Annotated in this window: 17 protein-coding genes; 10 read left to right on the plus strand and 7 right to left on the minus strand. The window is 66.3% G+C overall.

Going from position 1 to position 19,299, the window contains the following annotated elements; genetic code table 11:
• Window positions 1–234: 234 nt before the first annotated feature.
• Window positions 235–1,518: a UDP-N-acetylglucosamine 1-carboxyvinyltransferase gene (murA, locus tag C8J45_RS16365; RefSeq protein ID WP_056053418.1), complete on the plus strand. Its 1,284-nt coding sequence runs from the start codon at window positions 235–237 to the stop codon at window positions 1,516–1,518.
• A gap of 403 nt (window positions 1,519–1,921) precedes the next feature.
• Here the strand turns inward: murA and phbB are convergent, their stop codons facing one another.
• The 4 genes from phbB to C8J45_RS16385 all read right to left on the minus strand — a co-directional run bounded on the left by phbB (window position 1,922) and on the right by C8J45_RS16385 (window position 7,711).
• Window positions 1,922–2,644 carry an acetoacetyl-CoA reductase gene (phbB, locus tag C8J45_RS16370; protein WP_056066403.1) on the minus strand — a complete coding sequence of 241 codons (723 nt, stop codon included), beginning with the start codon at window positions 2,642–2,644 and terminating at the stop codon, window positions 1,922–1,924.
• A gap of 30 nt (window positions 2,645–2,674) precedes the next feature.
• Window positions 2,675–3,682 carry a ferrochelatase gene (gene hemH / locus C8J45_RS16375; RefSeq protein WP_107954106.1) on the minus strand — a complete coding sequence of 336 codons (1,008 nt, stop codon included), beginning with the start codon at window positions 3,680–3,682 and terminating at the stop codon, window positions 2,675–2,677.
• Window positions 3,679–5,865: a xanthine dehydrogenase family protein molybdopterin-binding subunit gene (locus C8J45_RS16380; RefSeq protein WP_107964190.1), complete on the minus strand. Its 2,187-nt coding sequence runs from the start codon at window positions 5,863–5,865 to the stop codon at window positions 3,679–3,681. The genes hemH and C8J45_RS16380 overlap by 4 nt, the downstream gene beginning before the upstream one ends.
• 157 nt (window positions 5,866–6,022) lie before the next feature.
• Window positions 6,023–7,711 carry a class I adenylate-forming enzyme family protein gene (locus tag C8J45_RS16385; protein ID WP_181321247.1) on the minus strand — a complete coding sequence of 563 codons (1,689 nt, stop codon included), beginning with the start codon at window positions 7,709–7,711 and terminating at the stop codon, window positions 6,023–6,025.
• 37 nt (window positions 7,712–7,748) lie between these two features.
• On the opposite strand from C8J45_RS16385, the gene lgt reads away from it, so the two are divergent.
• From lgt to C8J45_RS16415, 6 genes are all read left to right on the plus strand, one after another.
• Complete coding sequence (gene lgt / locus C8J45_RS16390; RefSeq protein ID WP_107964191.1) at window positions 7,749–8,684, plus strand: prolipoprotein diacylglyceryl transferase; 936 nt, start codon at window positions 7,749–7,751, stop codon at window positions 8,682–8,684.
• Window positions 8,685–8,822: 138 nt separating this feature from the next.
• Window positions 8,823–9,860 (plus strand): class I SAM-dependent methyltransferase, encoded by a 1,038-nt coding sequence (locus tag C8J45_RS16395; RefSeq protein ID WP_107964192.1) that lies wholly within the window; start codon window positions 8,823–8,825, stop codon window positions 9,858–9,860.
• On the plus strand, window positions 9,857–10,369 hold the full coding sequence (locus C8J45_RS16400; RefSeq protein ID WP_107964193.1) for a GNAT family N-acetyltransferase: 513 nt from the start codon (window positions 9,857–9,859) through the stop codon (window positions 10,367–10,369). Before C8J45_RS16395 ends, C8J45_RS16400 begins: the two co-directional genes overlap by 4 nt.
• A gap of 151 nt (window positions 10,370–10,520) precedes the next feature.
• A complete protein-coding gene (gene pgeF, locus C8J45_RS16405) occupies window positions 10,521–11,279 on the plus strand; it encodes a peptidoglycan editing factor PgeF (RefSeq protein WP_107964194.1) in 759 nt (252 codons plus the stop codon).
• A 90-nt stretch (window positions 11,280–11,369) separates the two neighbouring features.
• The gene (locus C8J45_RS16410; protein ID WP_056487393.1) at window positions 11,370–12,716 is read left to right on the plus strand and encodes a cystathionine gamma-synthase family protein; all 1,347 of its coding nucleotides are present in this window, start codon (window positions 11,370–11,372) and stop codon (window positions 12,714–12,716) included.
• Window positions 12,717–12,851: 135 nt separating this feature from the next.
• Window positions 12,852–13,370, plus strand: a complete 519-nt coding sequence (locus tag C8J45_RS16415) for a phosphoribosyltransferase (RefSeq protein ID WP_107964195.1) — start codon at window positions 12,852–12,854, stop codon at window positions 13,368–13,370.
• 207 nt (window positions 13,371–13,577) lie between these two features.
• On the opposite strand, the gene C8J45_RS16420 is transcribed toward C8J45_RS16415, so the two are convergent.
• On the minus strand, window positions 13,578–13,982 hold the full coding sequence (locus C8J45_RS16420; protein ID WP_107964196.1) for a glycine zipper 2TM domain-containing protein: 405 nt from the start codon (window positions 13,980–13,982) through the stop codon (window positions 13,578–13,580).
• A gap of 156 nt (window positions 13,983–14,138) precedes the next feature.
• On the opposite strand from C8J45_RS16420, the gene C8J45_RS16425 reads away from it, so the two are divergent.
• A complete protein-coding gene (locus C8J45_RS16425; protein ID WP_258191501.1) occupies window positions 14,139–15,164 on the plus strand; it encodes an esterase-like activity of phytase family protein in 1,026 nt (341 codons plus the stop codon).
• A gap of 97 nt (window positions 15,165–15,261) precedes the next feature.
• Here C8J45_RS16425 and rpmB read toward each other — a convergent pair whose 3' ends face one another.
• Window positions 15,262–15,561, minus strand: coding sequence for a 50S ribosomal protein L28 (gene rpmB / locus C8J45_RS16430; protein ID WP_056053386.1), 300 nt, complete (start codon window positions 15,559–15,561; stop codon window positions 15,262–15,264).
• Between the two features lie 182 nt (window positions 15,562–15,743).
• On the opposite strand from rpmB, the gene C8J45_RS16435 reads away from it, so the two are divergent.
• Window positions 15,744–15,962, plus strand: a complete 219-nt coding sequence (locus C8J45_RS16435) for a hypothetical protein (RefSeq protein ID WP_107964197.1) — start codon at window positions 15,744–15,746, stop codon at window positions 15,960–15,962.
• Window positions 15,963–16,034: 72 nt separating this feature from the next.
• Window positions 16,035–16,463 carry a nucleoside deaminase gene (locus C8J45_RS16440; protein WP_107964225.1) on the plus strand — a complete coding sequence of 143 codons (429 nt, stop codon included), beginning with the start codon at window positions 16,035–16,037 and terminating at the stop codon, window positions 16,461–16,463.
• 154 nt (window positions 16,464–16,617) lie between these two features.
• On the opposite strand, the gene pepN is transcribed toward C8J45_RS16440, so the two are convergent.
• A complete protein-coding gene (gene pepN / locus C8J45_RS16445; protein WP_107964198.1) occupies window positions 16,618–19,206 on the minus strand; it encodes an aminopeptidase N in 2,589 nt (862 codons plus the stop codon).
• Between the last annotated feature and the right edge of the window lie 93 nt (window positions 19,207–19,299).

A 19,299-nucleotide genomic window follows, 5' to 3' on the forward strand; every position in this document is an offset into this window, starting at 1 on the left:
CGCCGACGCGGTCGGCGAAGCAGCTGTCCGGCACTCTGTAATGGTCCCCAATGTTCAAGAACCACAGAGCAAAGCTAGGATTTCCGCGCATTAAAGTCGATCAAGCGGGGGGTGTTAGCGCTACGGGGGACGCGAACCGATCCCAGCGCGGGACTTGTCCCCGGGCAACGTCCGCCTGTCGCCCGATCGATGCGCGGCCCTTGCGCAGAACGCCAGCCGCGATAGACACCCGGGATGGACCGTATTCTCATTCGCGGCGGCAATCGCCTGTCCGGGCGCTTGCCCATCTCCGGCGCGAAGAACGCCGCGCTCACGCTGATGCCGTGCGCGTTGCTGACCGAAGAGCCGCTGACGCTGCGCAATCTGCCGCGGCTGGCGGATGTCGACGGCTTCGGCCATCTGCTCAACCAGCTTGGCGCGTCGACCGCGATCCAGGGCACGCGGCCCGAGGATTTCGGCCGGGTGATGACGATCCGCGCGGGTAACCTGACCTCGACCGAGGCGCCTTACGATATCGTGCGGAAGATGCGCGCGTCGATCCTGGTGCTCGGGCCGCTACTCGGGCGCGGCGGCGAGGCGACGGTGTCGTTGCCGGGCGGCTGTGCGATCGGCAATCGCCCGATCGATCTCCACCTGCGTGCTTTGGAAGCGATCGGCGCCGAGCTGGAGATGGCGGCGGGCTATGTGAAGGCGATCGCGCCGGGTGGCCGCCTGCCGGGCGGACGCTTCCGCTTCCCGATCGTGTCCGTGGGCGCGACCGAGAACGTCGTGATGGCGGCGGTGCTCGCCAAGGGTACCTCGGTGATCGAGAACGCCGCGCGTGAGCCCGAGATCGTCGACCTCTGCAACTGCCTCGTCGCGATGGGCGCGTCGATCGACGGGATCGGCACAGAGACGCTGACGATCGAAGGCCGCGATCGGCTGCACGGCGCGACCTATGCGGTGATGCCCGACCGGATCGAGGCGGGCAGCTATGCATGCGCCGCGGCGATCACCGGCGGCGACCTGGAGCTGGTCGGCGTGTCTATCCCGGACATGGGTGCGACGATCGATGCGCTGGTCGAGGCGGGCGTGTCGGTGACGCCGACCAAGGACGGCGTGCGCGTGGCCTCGGACGGCAAGCTGCAACCCCTGACCCTCTCGACCGCGCCCTACCCTGGGTTCGCGACGGACATGCAGGCCCAATTTATGGCAATGCTTTGCATGGCCGACGGCGCCAGCATGCTGACCGAAACGATCTTCGAGAACCGTTACATGCACGTGCCCGAACTGGCACGCATGGGCGCGGACATTCAGGTCCACGGCCGCACCGCGATGGTCCGCGGCGTCGACAAGCTGGTAGGGGCGCAGGTTATGGCGACCGACCTGCGGGCTTCGATGAGCTTGATCTTGGCGGGGTTGGCGGCAGATGGCGAGACGTCTGTGGGCCGGGTGTATCATCTGGATCGTGGGTATGAGCGGTTGGAGGAGAAACTGAGCGCGGTGGGTGCGGATATCGAGCGGGCTAGCGATGGGTGAGGGTTTGCCGTCCTAGTTTGAGCCGGGGTAGCCCTCTCCCCTTCGGGGAGAGGGTTGGGTGAGGGGCTCCACGGGCGACAGCGTTTGGAACGGCCCCTCACCCCGACCCTCTCCCCGGAGGGGAGAGGGAGTGGAGTGCCGGGCGTTTGGCGGTGGCATCCTTGTTCGTCGCGGACGCTGCGGGGTTCGGTCTAGGCAGGGCTACACTCCCCAGTTCCCCCGCGAAGGCGGGGGCCCAGGATCAGGCAATGCTGTCCTCGGTAATCCGGCAGACATCTACTCAGCGCCGCCGGCAAAGCCGCCGTCGGACGGGTTCGGCTAGCCGACCCGCCGGCCGTGCCGGGCGCTGCCCGCTTCGCTTTGCTCGCGGTCAACGGCGCGGGCGTTGCCGCACCTGCGCCCGTCAGTACATGTGCTGCCCGCCATTGATGCTCAACGTCGACCCGGTAACGAACCCGCCCTCCTCCGAGCACAGGAACGCCACGCCGCGCGCGATCTCGGTGGCCTGGCCTAGGCGTCCGACCGGGATTTTCGCGACGATCTTCTCCAGCACGTCGGCCGGCACCGCCGCCACCATGTCCGTATCGATATACCCCGGCGCGATCGCGTTGACCGTCACGCCCGCGCGTGCGCCCTCTTGGGCCAAGGCCTTCGTGAAGCCGTGGATGCCGGACTTGGCCGCGGCATAGTTCACCTGGCCGTATTGCCCGGCCTGCCCGTTGATCGAGCCGATGTTGACGATCCGCCCCCATTTGCGCGTGCGCATGCCGGGGAAGACAGCCTTGGCCATGTTGAAACAACCGCCAAGATTGGTGTCCATCACCTCTTTCCAATCCTGGTACGTCATCTTCAGGATGGTGCCGTCGCGGGTGATGCCGGCGTTGTTCACGACGATATCAACGTCGCCCAGATCGGCGGCGACCTGCGCGCAGCCGGCCTGGCACGCGTCGTAGTCGGCGACGTCCCACTTGTATGCCTTGATCCCGGTGCGCTCGGTGAACTCGCGCGCGCGGTCATCGTTGCCGGCATAGGTGGCAGCGACGGTCAGGCCCATGTCCTGCAATGCGAGACTGATCGCTTCGCCGATTCCGCGCGTACCACCGGTTACAATTGCGACGCGTGCCATCAGTCTCTCTCCTCAGTGTTATGTGGGAGGCTAACCAGCCCGTACCCATCCTTCAAGCTCGCGCGCCAAAATGCTGCGCAACATTTCCACGCCGACCGGGCTGTCGTTGAGGCAGGGGAGATACGCGAAGTGCGTGCCGCCAGCCTCTTCGAAGCTCTCGCGCCCGCGGATCGACAGTTCCTCCAGCGTCTCCAGGCAATCGGCGGAGAAGCCCGGCGCGAAGATCGCCACCTTGGTCTTGCCCGCCTTGGCGAGCGCGACGAGCGTCTCGTCGGTCGCCGGCCCCAGCCACTTCTGCGGCCCGAACCGCGACTGGAACGCGATCGTCAACTCGCGCCCCATCCGCTCGCCGAGCAACCGCGCAGTCTTCTGGCAGTGGCAGTGATACGGATCGCCCTGCTGCAACGTCCGCTTCGGCATCCCGTGGAAGCTGGCGACGATCGCATCGGGCGTGAAATCGAGCGCGGAGAGCCCCTCTTCGAGCGAGTCCTTCAGCGCGTCGATATAGAGCGTGTCGTCGTAATAAGGCGGCAGCGTGCGAATCGCCGGCTGCCAGCGCAGACCGGCGAGGTGCTTGAACGCCTTGTCGTTCGCGGTGGCGGTCGTTGCTGCGCAATATTGCGGGTAGAGCGGCGCGAGCAGGATGCGTTCGCAGCCCGCCGCCTTCATCGCGGTCAGCCGGTCCGAGATCGACGGATTGCCGTAGCGCATCGCCCAGTCGACCAGCACTTCCGGACCGAACGAATCCTTCAGCGCGGCGGCCTGCAACCGCGTGATCGCGGCGAGCGGCGAGCCATCCTCGCGCCAGACCTGCGAATAGGCGTGCGCGGACTTTTTCGGGCGGGTGTTGAGGATGATGCCGCGCAGGATCGGCTGCCACGCGATCTGCGGGATCTCCACCACGCGCGAATCGGACAGGAACTCGCCGAGATAGCGCTTCACCGATTTCGCATCGGGGCCATCGGGGGTGCCGAGGTTCATCAGCAATACGCCGATCTTGGGTTTCGGAATCGGGGGATGATCGGGGGGCAGGGTCATGGCGCTGGTCTTAAAGGCAAATTGCGGATGCGGAAGCCCGTTGACGCATAGAGCGCGTTGGCGATCGCCGGTGCGACTGCGGGGACGCCGAGTTCGCCGACGCCGCCGGGCGCTTCGTCGCTGCGGATGACCTCGACGGTGATGTCGGGCGTGTCGGCGAGGCGGGGCAGGCCGATCGTGTCGAACCCGCGCGCCTCGGCGAGGCCGCGGGTGAAGCCGGTCGAGGCGCCGAGTGCGGCGGCCATACCGAAGATCAGCCCGCCCTCGATCTGCTGGCGAACGATGTCGGGGTTGATCTGCGCGCCGCAATCGACCGCGGCGACGAGGCGGTCGACCACCGGGCGCTGGTCGGGCCCCATGTGCGCCTCCGCCATGACGGCGATGTAGCTGCCGCGGAAGGCGTGGGCTGCGATGCCCTGGCCGCTGCCGGCGACGCCGCCGTCCCAGCCGCCGAGCGCCGCCGCGGTCGAGAGACAGCGCGCGAGTCGCGGTTCGCCGCCGAGCATGGCGATACGGAACGACATCGGTTCGGACTGAGCAGTGCGCGCGAGTTCGTCGAGGAAGCATTCGGTGAAGAATGCGGTGTAGCCATGCGCGCCGCCGCGGAGGTGGCCGGTAGGTATGCCGATCTTGGCGGGGTGATGCTCGATCGCGTAGGCTGGGATGCGATAGACGGGCGCCGCGCCCGCGACGGCGTAGCGGTCGCCTTTGACGCCGATCAGCGCGGCTTCGGTCGCAAGGCCCGGCATCATCCGGCGCGCCATCTCGGTGCCGGTCGAGGGGGCTGCGATGTTGGCGGACCAGCCCATGATCGCGCCGTTGGGAGCGAGCCGCGCGGCCATCTTCGCGACGGCAGGTGGGCGGTAGTGATCGTGGAGCGAATCCTCGCCGCGCGACCAGACTAGGCTGACCGGGCGGCTGAGTTTGACCGCGAGCACCGCCGCCTGTTCGGCGACGTCGTGTTCGAGTGCGGCGCCGAACGATCCGCCGATCAGCATCGGGTGGACGACGACGGCGTCTTCGCTGAGGTCCGTCGCGCGCGCCGCTGCCGATCGTGCGAGCCCCGGTGCTTGCGTTGCCAGCCAGAGTTCGAGGCGGCCGTTGGAGAAGGAGGCGGTTGCGCTGCGCGTCTCGATCGCTGCGTGCAGGCCGAGGCCGGCGCGGTAGGTCGCAGTGACGAGCTTGGCACCCTGGAACGTCGCGGCGACGTCGCCTGCTGAGGCCATCTGCGTGCCGGGACGGGCTAGCACGGCGTCGAGTGCTGCGTCGATCGACCTAATATCGGGGAGCGGGGCGTCGTTCTCGAACCGCGGGGCGAGGGCGTCGAGCGCCTTTTGCGCGGCCCACCCTGTCGTCGCGACGGCCGCCACCCAGCGCGGGTTCTCGACCACCGACAGCACGCCGCGGATGCGATCGGCGGCGGCGCGGTCGACCCTAGTCAGGCGACTGCCGACCGGGCCTTGGCGGATTGCGGCGTGGACCATGTCGGCGAGGCGGACGTCGCTTGCGAAGTTGGCCGAGCCGTCGACTTTCGAGGGGGTGTCGAGGCGGGGGACGGATTTGCCGACCAGCTTGCCTGCACCCTGGATGCCGAGTGGGAGGGGATCGAGGAGCGTGAACTTCGCGGCCTCTTCGGCGAGTTCGGCGAAGCGGATGCGCTTGGTTTGGTAGGTGCAGAAGCCTGCGTCGACGTTGACCTGGGTCCAGTCGGCGTCCCAGCGTTTGGCCGCCGCCATGCAGAGCAGCGCGCGGGCGCCCGCACCAGCCTCGCGACAGGCTTGCTCGAACATCCGGATCGAGCTCGATCCTCCGGTCAACATCGGTGGTTGTGGGGTGCCGGCTGGGAGGCGGTCGAACAGGCCTTCGAACAGGTCGTGCGTGCCGATTGGGTTGGCGTAGAGCGGATTGAGCGGGGCGGGCTCGACGCCGATCGTGCGCCAGTCCGCGCCGAGCTCGTCCGCGACGATCTGGGGGAGGGTTGTGTAGACGCCCTGGCCGTGTTCGACCTGCGGGACGGCGACGGTGACATGGCCGTCAGTGCCGATCTTGAGCCACGCGCCGAGCGGGGTTTCGCCGGGGTTGGCTACGAGGTTTGGGGCGTAGGTTCGTGGCCAAAGGCTCCAGGCGACGACGAGCCCGATCCCTGCGCCGCCGCCGATTAAAATCTCACGCCTGTTGATCATGAGGTGGCTCTAATCCTTCTCCCCCACGGGGAGAAGGTGGCGCGAAGCGTCGGATGAGGGGGAGTGGGTCTCCGGGGCCGTGCCGGGAGTCTCACGCCCCTCTCCCTTTCGTCGCCAAGTGGCTCCTCCCTCCCTCTCCCCGGAGGGGCGAGGGAATTTAGGCGAGCGCTCGGTACGTGGCTTTTAGCGACACCTTGTCGATCTTCTCCGTCCCCAGTCTTGGCAGCGGCTCTTCGGAAATCCAGATGCGCTGCGGTATCTTGAACGCGGCGATGTGTTGGTGGAGGAACGCGGTCAGGTCGTCCGGGATCAGCGTTTCGCCGTCCTGTGGCACTACCACCGCACCGGGGACCTCGCCGAAGCGCTCGTCTGCGAGGCCGAACACGGCGGCTTCCGCGACGGCTGAATGCTCGTACAACGCCGCTTCCACCTCTTGGCACGAGATGTTCTCGCCGCCGCGGATGATGATGTCCTTCTTGCGGTCGACGATGAATAGATAGCTGTCCTCGTCGAGGTAGCCGATGTCGCCGGTGCGGAAATAGCCGTCCGATGTGAACGCGGCGGCGGTCGCATCCGGACGGTTCCAATATTCCTTGAAGTTGCAGATCGTGCGGATGCAGACCTCGCCGCGCTGGCCCTGGTCGACCGGGTGGCCGGCATCGTCGAGGATCGCGAGGTCGACCAAGGGCGCGCCGGGACGGCCGGCGGAATTGGGCTTGGCGAGGTAGTTGCCGCGCCAGTTGCCGGTGCCGACCGCGTTGGTCTCGGTCAGGCCGTAGCCGATCAGCGGCGCGCTACCGCCCATCTCCTCGTCGATGCGGCGGACGTGATCGACCGGGCGGGGTGCGCCGCCCGCGGCGAAATCGGTGACGGTCGAGAGGTCGTACTTCGCGCGATCGGGGTGGTTGAGGATCTCGAAGCTCATCAGCGGCACACCGACGAAATAGGTGACGCGCTCCGCCTCGATCAGCCGCATTGCCTCGCCCGCATCCCATTTCGGCATCAGCACGAGCTTGCGCCCCATCGCGAAGCTCTGGAGGAACACGGGGACCTCCCCGGTGATGTGGAACAACGGGATCGTCAGCAGCGCGACCGGCTGGCCGACCGGCGGATTGCCTTGCGCGGTGGCGATCCCGACCATCATCATGACCTGGCCGAGATAGTTGAAGATGCCCTGCACGATCGCGCGATGCTCGGACAGCGCGCCCTTCGACTGGCCGGTCGATCCGCTCGTGAACAGGATCGTTGCGTGATCCTCGGGTCCGAGCAGTGGCAGGTCGGCGGTGTGATCGTCCTTTGCTAACACGGCTCCAAGCGCGGCGTCGAGTTCGCGCGAATCGTCGATCTCGACCACCGGCGCGCGTAGGCGTGCGATCTGCGCGAGGCGCTTCACCCGCGGCGGATCGGCGAACACGATTGCGCAATCGACCTCGCCGATCGCGGTCTCCAGTTCCTCCGACTGCCACCAGCCGTTGAGCAGGGTCGCGACGCCGCCGGCCATGATGATGCCCATGTAGAGGACGATCCAAGACGGCGAGTTGCGCATCGCGATGCCGACGCGGTCGCCCTTGGCGATCTCGTACCCGCCGACCAGCGCCCGCGCGGTGCGCTCGGCGGCGGCGTAGACCTCGCCGAACGTCAGGCGTTCATCGCCCGAGACGAGGAAGACGGCGTCGCGATGCTCGTTGGCATAATGCGCGAAATAGTAGCTGAGCGCGGGCGGGGCGGCGGCGATCGTCGGCAGCGTGACGCCGAACCGCTCGACCGATCCGAGCGCCAGCATGCCGTCGGGCGCGGTCAGCGCGGCCATCGTCGAATCCATAGCTGCATCGAGCTCGGTCCGCATATCGCTCTCCTACTTGGTCTTATCGTTATCGGCCTTTATGCAGGGGCGAACGCGTGGGGAAAAGCCTTTGATCCTGTCGACCATCACCGCCGCTGCGGGTGCCGTAGCGCCTGCCGTCGGCAGTCACATCCGCTTCGAGGATTTGGGGCTGCACCCCGACGTCTTCTCGATCGGATTCTTCACGCTGCGCTGGTACAGCCTTGCTTATATCGGCGGGATTTTGCTCGGCTGGTGGTATCTGCTGAAGCTGCTCGCGCAGCCCGGCGCACCGATGGCGCGGCGGCATGCCGACGACCTGGTGTTCTACGCGACGCTCGGGATCATCCTCGGTGGGCGGCTCGGCTATGTGATCTTCTACGCGCCCGAGATGTTCCTGCATCCGCTGCGGATCTTCCGGCTCTGGGATGGCGGGATGTCGTTCCACGGCGGCGTCATCGGCACGTCGATCGGGTTGATCCTGTTCGCGCGGAAGCACCAGCTCAACTGGCTGCGCGTACACGATTATATCGCGTGCTGCGTACCGTTCGGGCTGTTCTTCGGACGGCTGGCGAACTTCGTGAATGGCGAGCTCTGGGGCAAGCCGACCGACGTCGCGTGGGGGATCATCTTCGAGCGCACCGTGCCGTTCGGTATGGTCGAGCCGGCGCGGCACCCGAGCCAGCTGTACGAGGCGGGGCTGGAGGGCATCCTCCTGTTCGCGCTGCTGTGGTTCGCGTTCTGGAAGACCAAGGCGCGGTATGACCCGGGCAAGCTCGTCGGGTTGTTCGTGCTGGGGTACGGGATCGCGCGGTTTACCGTCGAGTTCTTCCGCGAGCCGGATTCGCAGCTGCGGGCGTTTGCCGAGCATACCGGGCTGCACATGGGGCAGTGGCTGTGCGTGCCGATGATCGTCGGTGGCGCGTATCTGGTGGCGACATCGGCCAAGCGGCGGGTGCGGGTCGAGTCGATCGCGGGGACGGCGAGCGTCGCCTGACCCTTCCTTCGAATAGAAGCACCACCCCGGCGGAGGCCGGGGCCCAAGTGGAACGTCCATAGTGACATGCGTTGCGCGTCGTTACATCGACCTTCCCAATTGGGCCCCGGCCTCCGCCGGGGTGGTAGAGAGTTTAAGATGACTGACACCGCCCTCCCGGAACGCCTCGCCCGCGCAATTGCGCTCGGGGGTCCGATCCCCGTCGCGCAGTATATGGCGGCGGCGAACGCGCACTATTATGCGACGCGCGACCCGTTGGGGGTGGGGGGCGACTTCACCACCGCGCCCGAGATCAGCCAGATGTTCGGCGAGCTTGTCGGGCTTTGGTGTGCCGATCTTTGGGATCGCGCTGGCCGCCCGGATGTGGCGTGGGTCGAGCTTGGGCCGGGTCGCGGGACTCTGGCTGCCGATGCCGCGCGGGCGATGGCGAAGGCTGGGCTGGAGCCGCCGGTACATTTCGTCGAGACCAGTCCCGCGCTGCGAAAAGCTCAAGGCGAGCGCGTGCCGGACGCGACGTGGCACGACGCGGTCGATACGCTGCCGACCGATCGGCCGCTGATCGTCGTCGCCAACGAGTTCTTCGACGCGCTGCCGATCCGGCAGTTGGTGAAGCGCGAGCAGTGGCACGAACGCCTGGTCGCGGCACAGGACCTGCTATTCTTGCCGATCGCCGGCAAGCCGCTCCCGGATGCCGTCATCCCCGAACCGTTCCGCGACGCGCCCGCAGGCTCGATCCTCGAAACCTCGCCTGCTGCCGTGGCGATCATTCGCGGTCTCGCCAAGCGGATCGCCGCGCAGGGCGGTGCGCTGATCGCGGTCGACTATGGCTATGAGGGGCCGGCGCTCGGCGACACGTTGCAGGCGGTGCGTGGGCATGCGTTCGCCAATCCGTTCGAGGCGCCGGGCGAGCATGACCTGACCGCGCATGTCGACTTCACCACGCTCGCTGCGGCCGCCCAAACGGAGGGCGCGGTCGCGTGGGGGCCGGTGACGCAGCGCGACCTGCTCGGTGCGCTCGGCATCGATTCGCGGACGTCGGCACTCGCCAAGGCGTCGCCTGCGCGGGCGGAAGCATTGGCAGCGGATCGAAGGAGGTTGATGGACGATATGGGTACGCTTTTCAAAGCGCTGGCGATCACCGCGCCGACTTGGCCGACCCCGGCGGCGTTTGCATGATCGCCTATCGTGATGCCGTGCCCGCTGATGGTGCAGAACTCGCTGTGATGGCGAGGCAGTCGTTTACCGACACGTTCGGTACGCTGTATCGCCCTGAAGATCTTGCCGCCTTCCTCGACCAGACGTTCGGTGAGACGGGGTTGCCTGCGCAACTGTCCGATCCTGCCTTCACGGTGCGGGTCGCGGTGGACGAGGCGGGTGAGATCGTAGGGTTTGCGAAGATCGGCCCGGTGGCGTTTCCGGGTGATTGGCCGGCGACGGCGATCGAACTTCACCAGCTTTATGTGCGGGGTGACCAGCATGGCGCAGGCGTTGGCCCGGCGTTGATGGACTGGGCGATCGATGTTGCGCGCGCCGATGGGCGGACGGAAATGATTCTGAGCGTGTATGTGGATAACCACCGGGCGCACCGGTTCTATCAGCGCTACGGCTTCGTCGAGATCGGGCGGTATGTGTTCATGGTTGGGGAGCAGCCTGATGATGACCGGATAATGCGGCTTGTGCTGTGATCGTCGATATCGCCTCAGATGAGCGCCACCCCGGCGGAGGCCGGGGCCCAATTGGAAAGGTCGCAGTAACGATGCGCAGTCCCCTTTCAGCAACGTCCCCCAATTGGGCCCCGGCCTCCGCCGGGGTGGAGCTATCGGAGGGGCGGTCGCTATGACCATCGACCTCATCCGCGCGAAGGCGCTTGGCGACATTCCGCATGGTTTTCTCGGACGGCGTGGTGGCGTCTCGACCGGTGCGTATGCGAGCCTTAACGTCGGCATCGGGTCCGATGACGACCCCGCCGCCATCTTTGAGAACCGCCGCCGCGCGACCGAAGCCGTTCTCCCCGGCGCGAAACTCGTCGGTCTCTATCAGGTCCATTCCGCCGACGCGGTGACCGTGATCGAGCCGTTCGACGACGCGATCCGGCCGCACGCCGACGCGCTGGTCACCAACCGTCCCGGCCTCGCGCTCGGCATCCTGACCGCCGACTGCGCGCCCGTCTTGTTCGCCGACGCGCACGCCGGCGTCGTTGCCGCAGCCCACGCTGGCTGGAAAGGTGCGCTCGGCGGCGTCACCGACTCCACGATCCTCGCGATGGAGGCGATCGGTGCGCACCGCGACCGGATCGTCGCTGCGGTCGGGCCGTGTATCGCGCGCGCCAGCTACGAGGTCGATGACGCCTTCATCCGCCGGTTCTGCGAGGCGGATCCGGAGAACGAGCGCTTCTTCGCGGACGGTCGTGCTGATCACTACCAGTTCGACCTGGAGGCCTATGTCGTCAGCCGTCTCGCGGTCGCCGGGATCGGCCGGATCGAGGCGCTCGGGCTCGACACCTACACCGATGACGATCGCTTTTTCAGCTATCGGCGCGCGACCCATCGCGGCGAGCCCTCCTATGGGCGTCAGATCAGCATCATCGGCCTATAACGGGAGGCCGTAACGGTTCCCAAAGCCCTCGCCGGTCGTTTAGGCTCCGCACATCGGCTCGCATAAGACGGGCCACGCAGGAGCATATTGATGTCCGATACCCCCGAAAACGCCGGCGCAGTCCCCGCCGAAACCGAAGCGGACCTGACCGGCGTCGCCGCTCGCGTCGCACCCAAGCCTGAAGTCGAGAAGATCGGCGGGCGGAAACTGAAGCCGTCGACGCTGATGATGGGCCACGGCTACGACCCAGCGCTGTCGGAAGGCTCGCTGAAGCCGCCGATCTTCCTCACCTCGACCTTCGTGTTTCCCAACGCGGCGGCGGGCAAGCGCCACTTCGAAGGCGTCACCGGCAAGCGTCCGGGCGGTGCCGAAGGGCTCGTCTATTCGCGCTTCAACGGGCCGAACCAGGAGATCCTCGAGGATCGCCTGGGCGTCTGGGAAGAGGCGGAGGACGCGCTCGCCTTCTCGTCGGGCATGTCGGCGATCGCGACGCTGTTCCTGGCGATGGTCAAGCCGGGCGACACGATCGTCCATTCGGGACCTTTGTATGCGGCGACCGAGACGCTGATCGGCCGCGTACTCGGCAAGTTCGGGGTCAAGTGGCTCGACTTCCCGGCGGGTGCGACTCGTGAAGAGATCGACGCGGTGATGACCGAGGCGGCGACCGGCAACGTCGCGCTGATCTACCTCGAAAGCCCGGCGAACCCGACCAATGCGCTGGTCGACGTCGAGGCCGTGGCTGCGAGTCGCGACGCAATCTTCAAGGGTGAAAAGCCGCCGATCGCGATCGACAACACCTTCCTCGGGCCGCTCTGGTTCCAGCCGCTCAAGCATGGCGCGGACATCGTCGTCTACTCGCTGACCAAGTATGTCGGCGGGCATTCGGATCTCGTCGCGGGCGGCGTGCTGGGGTCGAAGGAGCACATCAACACGATCCGGACGATGCGGAACACGATCGGGACGATCACCGATCCGAATACCGCGTGGATGTTGCTGCGGTCGCTGGAGACTCTCGAGCTGCGGATGAGCCGTGCGGGCGAGAATGCGGCGAAGGTCTGCGCTTTTCTCCGTCACCATCCGAAGGTGGAGCGGGTCGCGTATCTGGGCTTCCTCGAGGACGAGCCGGGTATGGAGCGGCAGGCGGATATCTATCGTCGCCATTGCACCGGTGGGGGCTCGACCTTCTCGTTGTACCTCAAGGGCGGCGAGCGCGAGAGCTTCGCGTTCCTCGATGCGCTGAAGATCGCCAAGCTGGCGGTGTCGCTGGGGGGGACGGAGACGTTGGCTAGCCATCCTGCGGGGATGACGCATCTGTCGGTGCCCGATGCGCGCAAGCAGGCGCTGGGGATCACGGACAACCTCGTCCGCATCTCGATCGGGGTGGAGGATCCGGACGATCTGATCGCCGATTTCGAGCAGGCGCTGGATACGATCTGAGCTGCTAAGACAACTCCCGCTTCTTGTTCTCCCGCGAAGGCGGGAGCCCAGTCTGGGTCCCCGCCTTCGCGGGGAAACATGCTGCCTTTTGGGTTTTGGGGTGAAGTCTCGGTTCCGACCCGCTAGCATCCGCGGATGCCAACCTTCACCCCAATCCCGCAGCACGAGTTCGTTGCTGCCGTGCACATCCTCGCCGCCAAGCTGGTCGAGGATACCGAGTGGAAACCCGATTTCATCATCGGCATCGGTCGCGGTGGGCTCGTGCCGGCCGTATTCCTCAGCCACGCGATCGGACTGCCGACGCTGTCGGTCGATTATTCGAGCCAGGTGAAGGACTTCGCCGACGAACCGCTGGTGAAGCTTGCCGCGCGGACGCGAGAGGGCGAGCGGCTGCTGTTCGTCGACGATATCAATGATTCGGGGCGGACCATCACGCACCTGCGTGGTGCGCTGGCGGCGGCGGGTGCTGTCGAGGGGGCGGTGCGGTTCGCGATGCTGATCGACAACGTCAGTTCAGCGGAGCGGATCGAGTATTGTGCGCGGACGATTGACCGGACGGTGACGAAGGACTGGTTCGTGTTCCCTTGGGAGGCGGTCGCGACGGCGGCTGCGATTGCCGAGGATGCAGCGGAAGTGCCTGAGCGGATCGCTTAGGCGGCAGACGAACAAAGGGCCGGCTCCCGTACGGGAAGCCGGCCCTCGCCCTCGATACGCCACGCGAGGGAACTGGGAAACTGGTTGGGTGGCCGAAGCGGGCGGGACGTCGGCAAAGCCGTCGTCGGTCGGGTCAGGCTGAGCCTGCCCGCCGTCCGTGCCGGCGGTTGCTCGCTTTCGCGAGCACCGGCCCAGGCTTTGCCGGGCCTAGCGCCGGCAGTACCCCGGATTATCCGACTTATCGATCGCGTTGCCGGCCAGGCCGCCACCGGCTGCACCGAGGACTGCGCCTAGCGTCCGGTCACCACGACCGGCGATGGTGTGACCGAGCAGGCCGCCGGCGAGTGCGCCGATGATCGTGCCGCCGGTGTTGTCGCACCCGCGACGGCTGCGTGCGTTGTAGCGGCGGTCGTTGCCACGATACTCGCGGTAACCCCGGTCGTCGCCGCGATAGCCACGATCGTAGCCACCATCGCGGTAGCCGCCACCCTGATAGCCATCGTAGCCACGCTCGTAGCGCGAGCCCCAGCGCTGCGCATCGGCGGCGGCGGGAACGAGGGCGGTCGCACCCAATGCGAGGGCACTGGCGGCGAGTGTAAAAGTCTTGAACATCGTGCGTCTCCCGTTGGGGATTTCGGCGGCGGCGGGGGCCGTGCTTCCATCCTCGATGAGACGCTTATGAGTGATTCGCATTGAGCTAAGCCTGAATGCCTCCGTTATCCGCTGTTCATGCTTCCGCGGATCGCCGGACACCCTATGAGGGACGCGATGCGGCGCCTGATCACTGTCCTGTTCGTCGCCGTGAGCGTCTGCGCGATCGTGCCGACCTGGTCGGGCGAAGCGCGGCTCGCCCTGCTCAGCAAGCGCGCGCAGCTGACCGCGACGCGCGTGATGCTCGACCGCACCAACCCGCGGTATGTCCGCGTCGGCGGGCTGACCTATCTTGGCGGGGTGGCCCTCGACAGCCGCGATCCGGCGTTCGGGGGGTTCTCGTCGCTCGACGTCGCGCCGGCGTCGACCGGCAACCGCTTCACGATGCTGAGCGACGGCGGCAATATCGTCCAGTTCGACATGGGCGCCGACTGGCTCCCGCACCGGGTCGCGTTCGAGAACCTCCCCGCGGGCCCCGGTATCGGCTGGGAGAAACGCGATCGCGACAGCGAATCGATGGCGATCGATCAGGTCACGGGAAAGATCTGGGTGGGCTTCGAGGATGACAACTCGATCTGGCGCTATGCTGCGGGGTTCGCACGGTACGAGGCGCGGGTGATGCCAAAGCTGATGCAGAAATGGCCGTCGAACGGCGGGCCCGAATCGATGGCGCGGCTGCCCGATGGGCGATTCGTCGTGATCAGCGAGGAAGCGCATGTGCGTCGGCCGGACTGGTCCGGGTCGGACGAGGAACGGTTGCACACGCGGCAGGCGCTGATCTTCGCGGGCGATCCGACCGGGACGGAGATACCTCAGCGATTCGCGTACGAACCGTTCGGACGATACGATCCGTCGGACGTCACCGCGTTGCCGAATGGCGACCTGCTCGTGCTCGATCGTGGTTTCCGACTACCGTTCACATTCTCGGCGCGGATATTACGGGTCGCGGCGCGCGACGTGGCGGCGGGGCGAATCGCACGCGGCCGCCTGATCGCGACGATCGACGCGCCGCTGATCCACGACAATTTCGAGGGAATCGACACGACGGTCGAAAACGGCGCGACGATCGTGTGGATCGTGTCGGACGACAACCAGATGTTTCTCCAGCGGACGCTGTTGCTGAAGTTCCGGCTGGATCGCTAGCCCACATACACCGACGGCCCGCCCTGCGAGGTGCAGGGCGGGCCGCGGTGATCGCAATACGACGTCGCTTGTCGGCGACAATCGCCAACCGTCGCTGTTAGGCGGCGACGGCCGATGCTGCGATCTTCTTGACGACTTCGCGCTTCAGGCGACGAACGCGGAGCGACAGCTTGTCGTCCGAGACCTTCACCAGCCAGTTGTCGAGGCCACCGTTATGCTCGACGGTGCGCAGGCCGTGCGTCGAGACGCGCAGCTTGACGCCCTTCTCGAGCGAATCGGAAAGCAGCGTGACGTTCTGCAAGTTCGGGAGGAACGTGCGCTTGGTCTTGTTGTTGGCGTGGGAGACGTTGTTCCCGACCATCCGGCCCTTGCCGGTCAGTTCGCAGATGCGCGACATGTGATTACCTATTCAAGTGTCGGGAGGAACCCCGGAAAGGCGCGCGGATAGCTGGCACGCCGGCTTTCGTCAACCGATTCACGTCAAACGTGCCCGCGGTTGTCCGCAATGGGCATTGTGCAACCCACGGCGATCGACGACGTTGTTACGCTATCGAACTGTTCAATAAAAGGGGATGTCCCATGCGTACGCTCTTGTCTCTCGTCGCGATCATCGTGCTCGTCGTGGTCGGCCTGATGTATTTCGGGATCATCAACATCGACCAGACCCGCCAGGGTGTCGTCCAGGCGCCGAAGTTCCAGGCGGACGTCGCCAAGGTCACGCTCGGCACCGAGAACAAGACGGTGGCGGTGCCGACGATCAACGTCGAGAAGCCGGGCAACAGCCAAGCGCCGAACTGATCTTTACGCGGATGTTTACGTGGGGCGAGCGGCGGGGCAGGGCCTGAGGCCATGTTCCCGGTTCCCGACCCTATGCGCCGCGCGCTCGACGCGGCACGCGATGCGGCGCTGGCTGGGGAAGTCCCGGTCGGCGCCGTTGTCGTTAAGGACGGCGTGATTATCGCGACGGGAGCGAATGCGCCGCGGGCGTTGTGCGATCCGACTGCGCATGCGGAGATCCAAGCGATTCGCGCTGCTGCTCTGGTTTTAGGCAGCGACCGGCTCGAGGGATGCGATCTTTGGGTTACGCTGGAGCCTTGCGCGATGTGTGCCGGGGCGATCGCGCATGCCCGGATCGCGCGGCTCTATTATGGCGCGGCGGATGTTAAGGGCGGGGCGGTGGAGCATGGGCCGCGGTTTTTCGGGCAGCCGACGTGTCATCATCGGCCTGAGGTTTACGCGGGGATTGCGGAGACCGAGGCGGCAGGGATCCTGCGCGAGTTCTTTACGAGTCGGCGATAGCGGCGTTGCGATCCTGCGATCCTCCCCCGCCAGGGGGAGGTGGCACCGAAGGTGACGGAGGGGGAGGACACGGAACGATAGCTCATCGCTTGCCTCCCCCTCCGTCTGGCAAGTGCCAGACACCTCCCCCTGGCGGGGGAGGATCAGATTCGGTTCATCCTTCGAGACTCTTGGACGCCTGCTCGAACAGGTCCTTCGATAGCCCTGGCGTCCGCACGATCCGCTCCAGTTCCGCGCGCATCAGTTCCGCCCGCGCCGCATCGAACCGCCGCCACCGACCCAGCGGCGGAAGAAGCTTCGCCGCGGTCTGTGGGTTCAACCGGTCGAGTGCGATCAACTGGTCCGCGAGGAACCGGTATCCACTCCCATCGGCGTTATTGAACGCACGCTGGTTCGCGCCGAACGCGCCGATCAGCGATCGCGCGCGGTTGGGGTTGGTCAGCGTGAAGTCGGCATGCTCGGCCAGCCCCGCGACGATCGCGCCGGTATCGTCGCGCGACGACTGCGCCTGCGCCTGGAACCACTTGTCGAGCACCAGCGGGTTGTCGCAATATTGGCTGTAGAAGATGTCGAGCGCGGTGGTGCGAATATCCGACCCGCTGCTGACCAGCGTCGTCAGCGCGCCCATCCGGTCGGTCATGTTGTCCGCCGAATCGAATTGCGCGAAGGCGAGGTCCGCCGCATCCGCCGCGCCGCTTGCCGCGATATAGCCGAGTGCGACGGTTCGCAGGCGACGCAGGCCCTTGCCCTCCGGGGTATAGGCGTAGGACTCGCCCTCACCCCGCGCGTAGGCCTGGCGCCATTGCGCCTCCAGCCGTTTGCCGAGATCGCGGCGCAGTGCCTCGCGCGCACGGAAGATCGCGTCGGGATCGACGACGGCCATCTGGTCGCCGATGAAGCTTTCCGACGGCAGCAACACCCCCTCTGCGACGAACGCCAGATCGAGCGCGGCGTCGGCGAGCGTGTTCGCGACCGCGGCGATCACGCCCTCGTGATCGGCATGACCGCCGGCCGAGGCGACCAGCGTATCGAGCATCAGCTGCTGCATCGCCTCGTAGCGCGCGAACGGATCGTCGTCGTGCGCGCTGAGGAAGACGAGGTCGGCGGCGGTGCGGTCGCTCTCGACCACCACGGGGGCGGAGAAACCGCGGTTGATCGACAGCACCGGGCGTTCGGTGAGGCCTTCGAATTCGATCGTGTCGAGCGTATCGTCGAACAGGACGAGGCGCTCGTCGGTCAGCGCCGCACCCGATTCGGCACCGAACAGCTTCACCCGCAACGGCAGCACCATCGGCGACTTCACCGGCTGGCCGGGCGTCGCAGGCACCTGCTGCGCGAGCCGCAGCGTTGCGCGGTCGCCGTCGTGCGACAGGCTCGCTGAAACACGCGGCGTGCCCGCCTGCGAATACCAGAGGCGGAACTGGGTGAGGTCGACCTTGCCGCCCTCCTCCATCGAAGTAACGAAATCCTCGCAGGTCGCGGCGGTGCCGTCGTAGCGGTCGAAATACAGGTCGGTGCCGGCGCGGAAGCCGTTCGGGCCAAGGATCGCGGCCATCATGCGGATCAGCTCGGCGCCCTTGTTGTAGATCGTGGCGGTGTAGAAGTTGGAGATCTCCTGGTACGATTCGGGGCGCACAGGGTGTGCTAGCGGGCCGGAATCCTCGGGGAATTGCGAGGCACGCAGGCCACGGACATCTTCGATTCGCTTGACCGCGCGCGAACCTTGGTCGGCGGAGAAGCCTTGGTCGCGATAGACCGTAAAGCCTTCCTTCAACGACAGCTGGAACCAGTCGCGGCAGGTGATCCGGTTGCCCGACCAGTTGTGGAAATATTCGTGCGCGACGACCGCGGCGATCGCGTCATAGTCGTAATCGGTCGCGGTATCCGGGTCGGCGAGGATGTAGCGCGAGTTGAAGATGTTGAGGCCCTTGTTCTCCATCGCGCCGAAGTTGAAATCGTCGACTGCGACGATGTTGAACATTTCGAGATCATACTCGCGGCCATAGGTCGTCTCGTCCCACGCCATCGCGAGTTCGAGCGCCTTCAACGCGTGGTCGGTCTTGGGGAGGTCGGCCTCGCGCACCCAGATGCCGAGCGATACCTCGCGGCCCGACATGGTCGTGAAGCTGCTGCGGTTCACCGCGAGATCGCCGGCGACTAGTGCAAACAAATAGGACGGCTTGGGGAAGGGGTCGTGCCAGGTTGCCCAGTGGCGGCCATCGTCGAGATCGCCCCGCTCGACCGGATCGCCGTTCGCGAGCAGCACGGGGAAGTGCTTCCTGTCGGCGGTCATGCGGACCGAATAGACGCTGAGCACGTCGGGCCGGTCGGGGAAATAGGTGATGCGGCGGAAGCCCTCGGCCTCGCATTGCGTGCAGAGATTGCCGCCCGAGGCGTAGAGCCCCATCAACTGCGTGTTGCGATCGGGGGCGATCTCGACCTGAGTCTCGATGACATGCGCCGCGCCGGCGAGGGGAATGACGAGCTGTTCGCCGTCGATCCGCCAGTCGTTGATCGCGACGCCGTCGACCGTGACCGACAGCGGCTTCTGGCCCGCGCCGTCGAGCCGCAGCGGTGCGGCGTGATCGCCGTTGCGCGTGACCGAGAGTGTTGCCGTTACGCGGGTGGTGGAGGGATCGAGGTCGAAATCCAGTTTCGTCTCGGGGACCAGCCACTCGGGCGGGGTATAGTCCTCGCGGCGAATGACGAGCGGGTGGGCGAGACTGTTCTGGATATCGAGCATATGTTTGCGAATATAGGGCCGCGCCCGCCTATCACCAGCCAAAGCTTGCGCGGGTGACGGTGGATGCTACGCCGCTGCAACACGTTCCCTTTG

The organism is Sphingomonas sp. PP-CE-3G-477, assembly GCF_003050745.1.
Lineage (GTDB): Bacteria > Pseudomonadota > Alphaproteobacteria > Sphingomonadales > Sphingomonadaceae > Sphingomonas.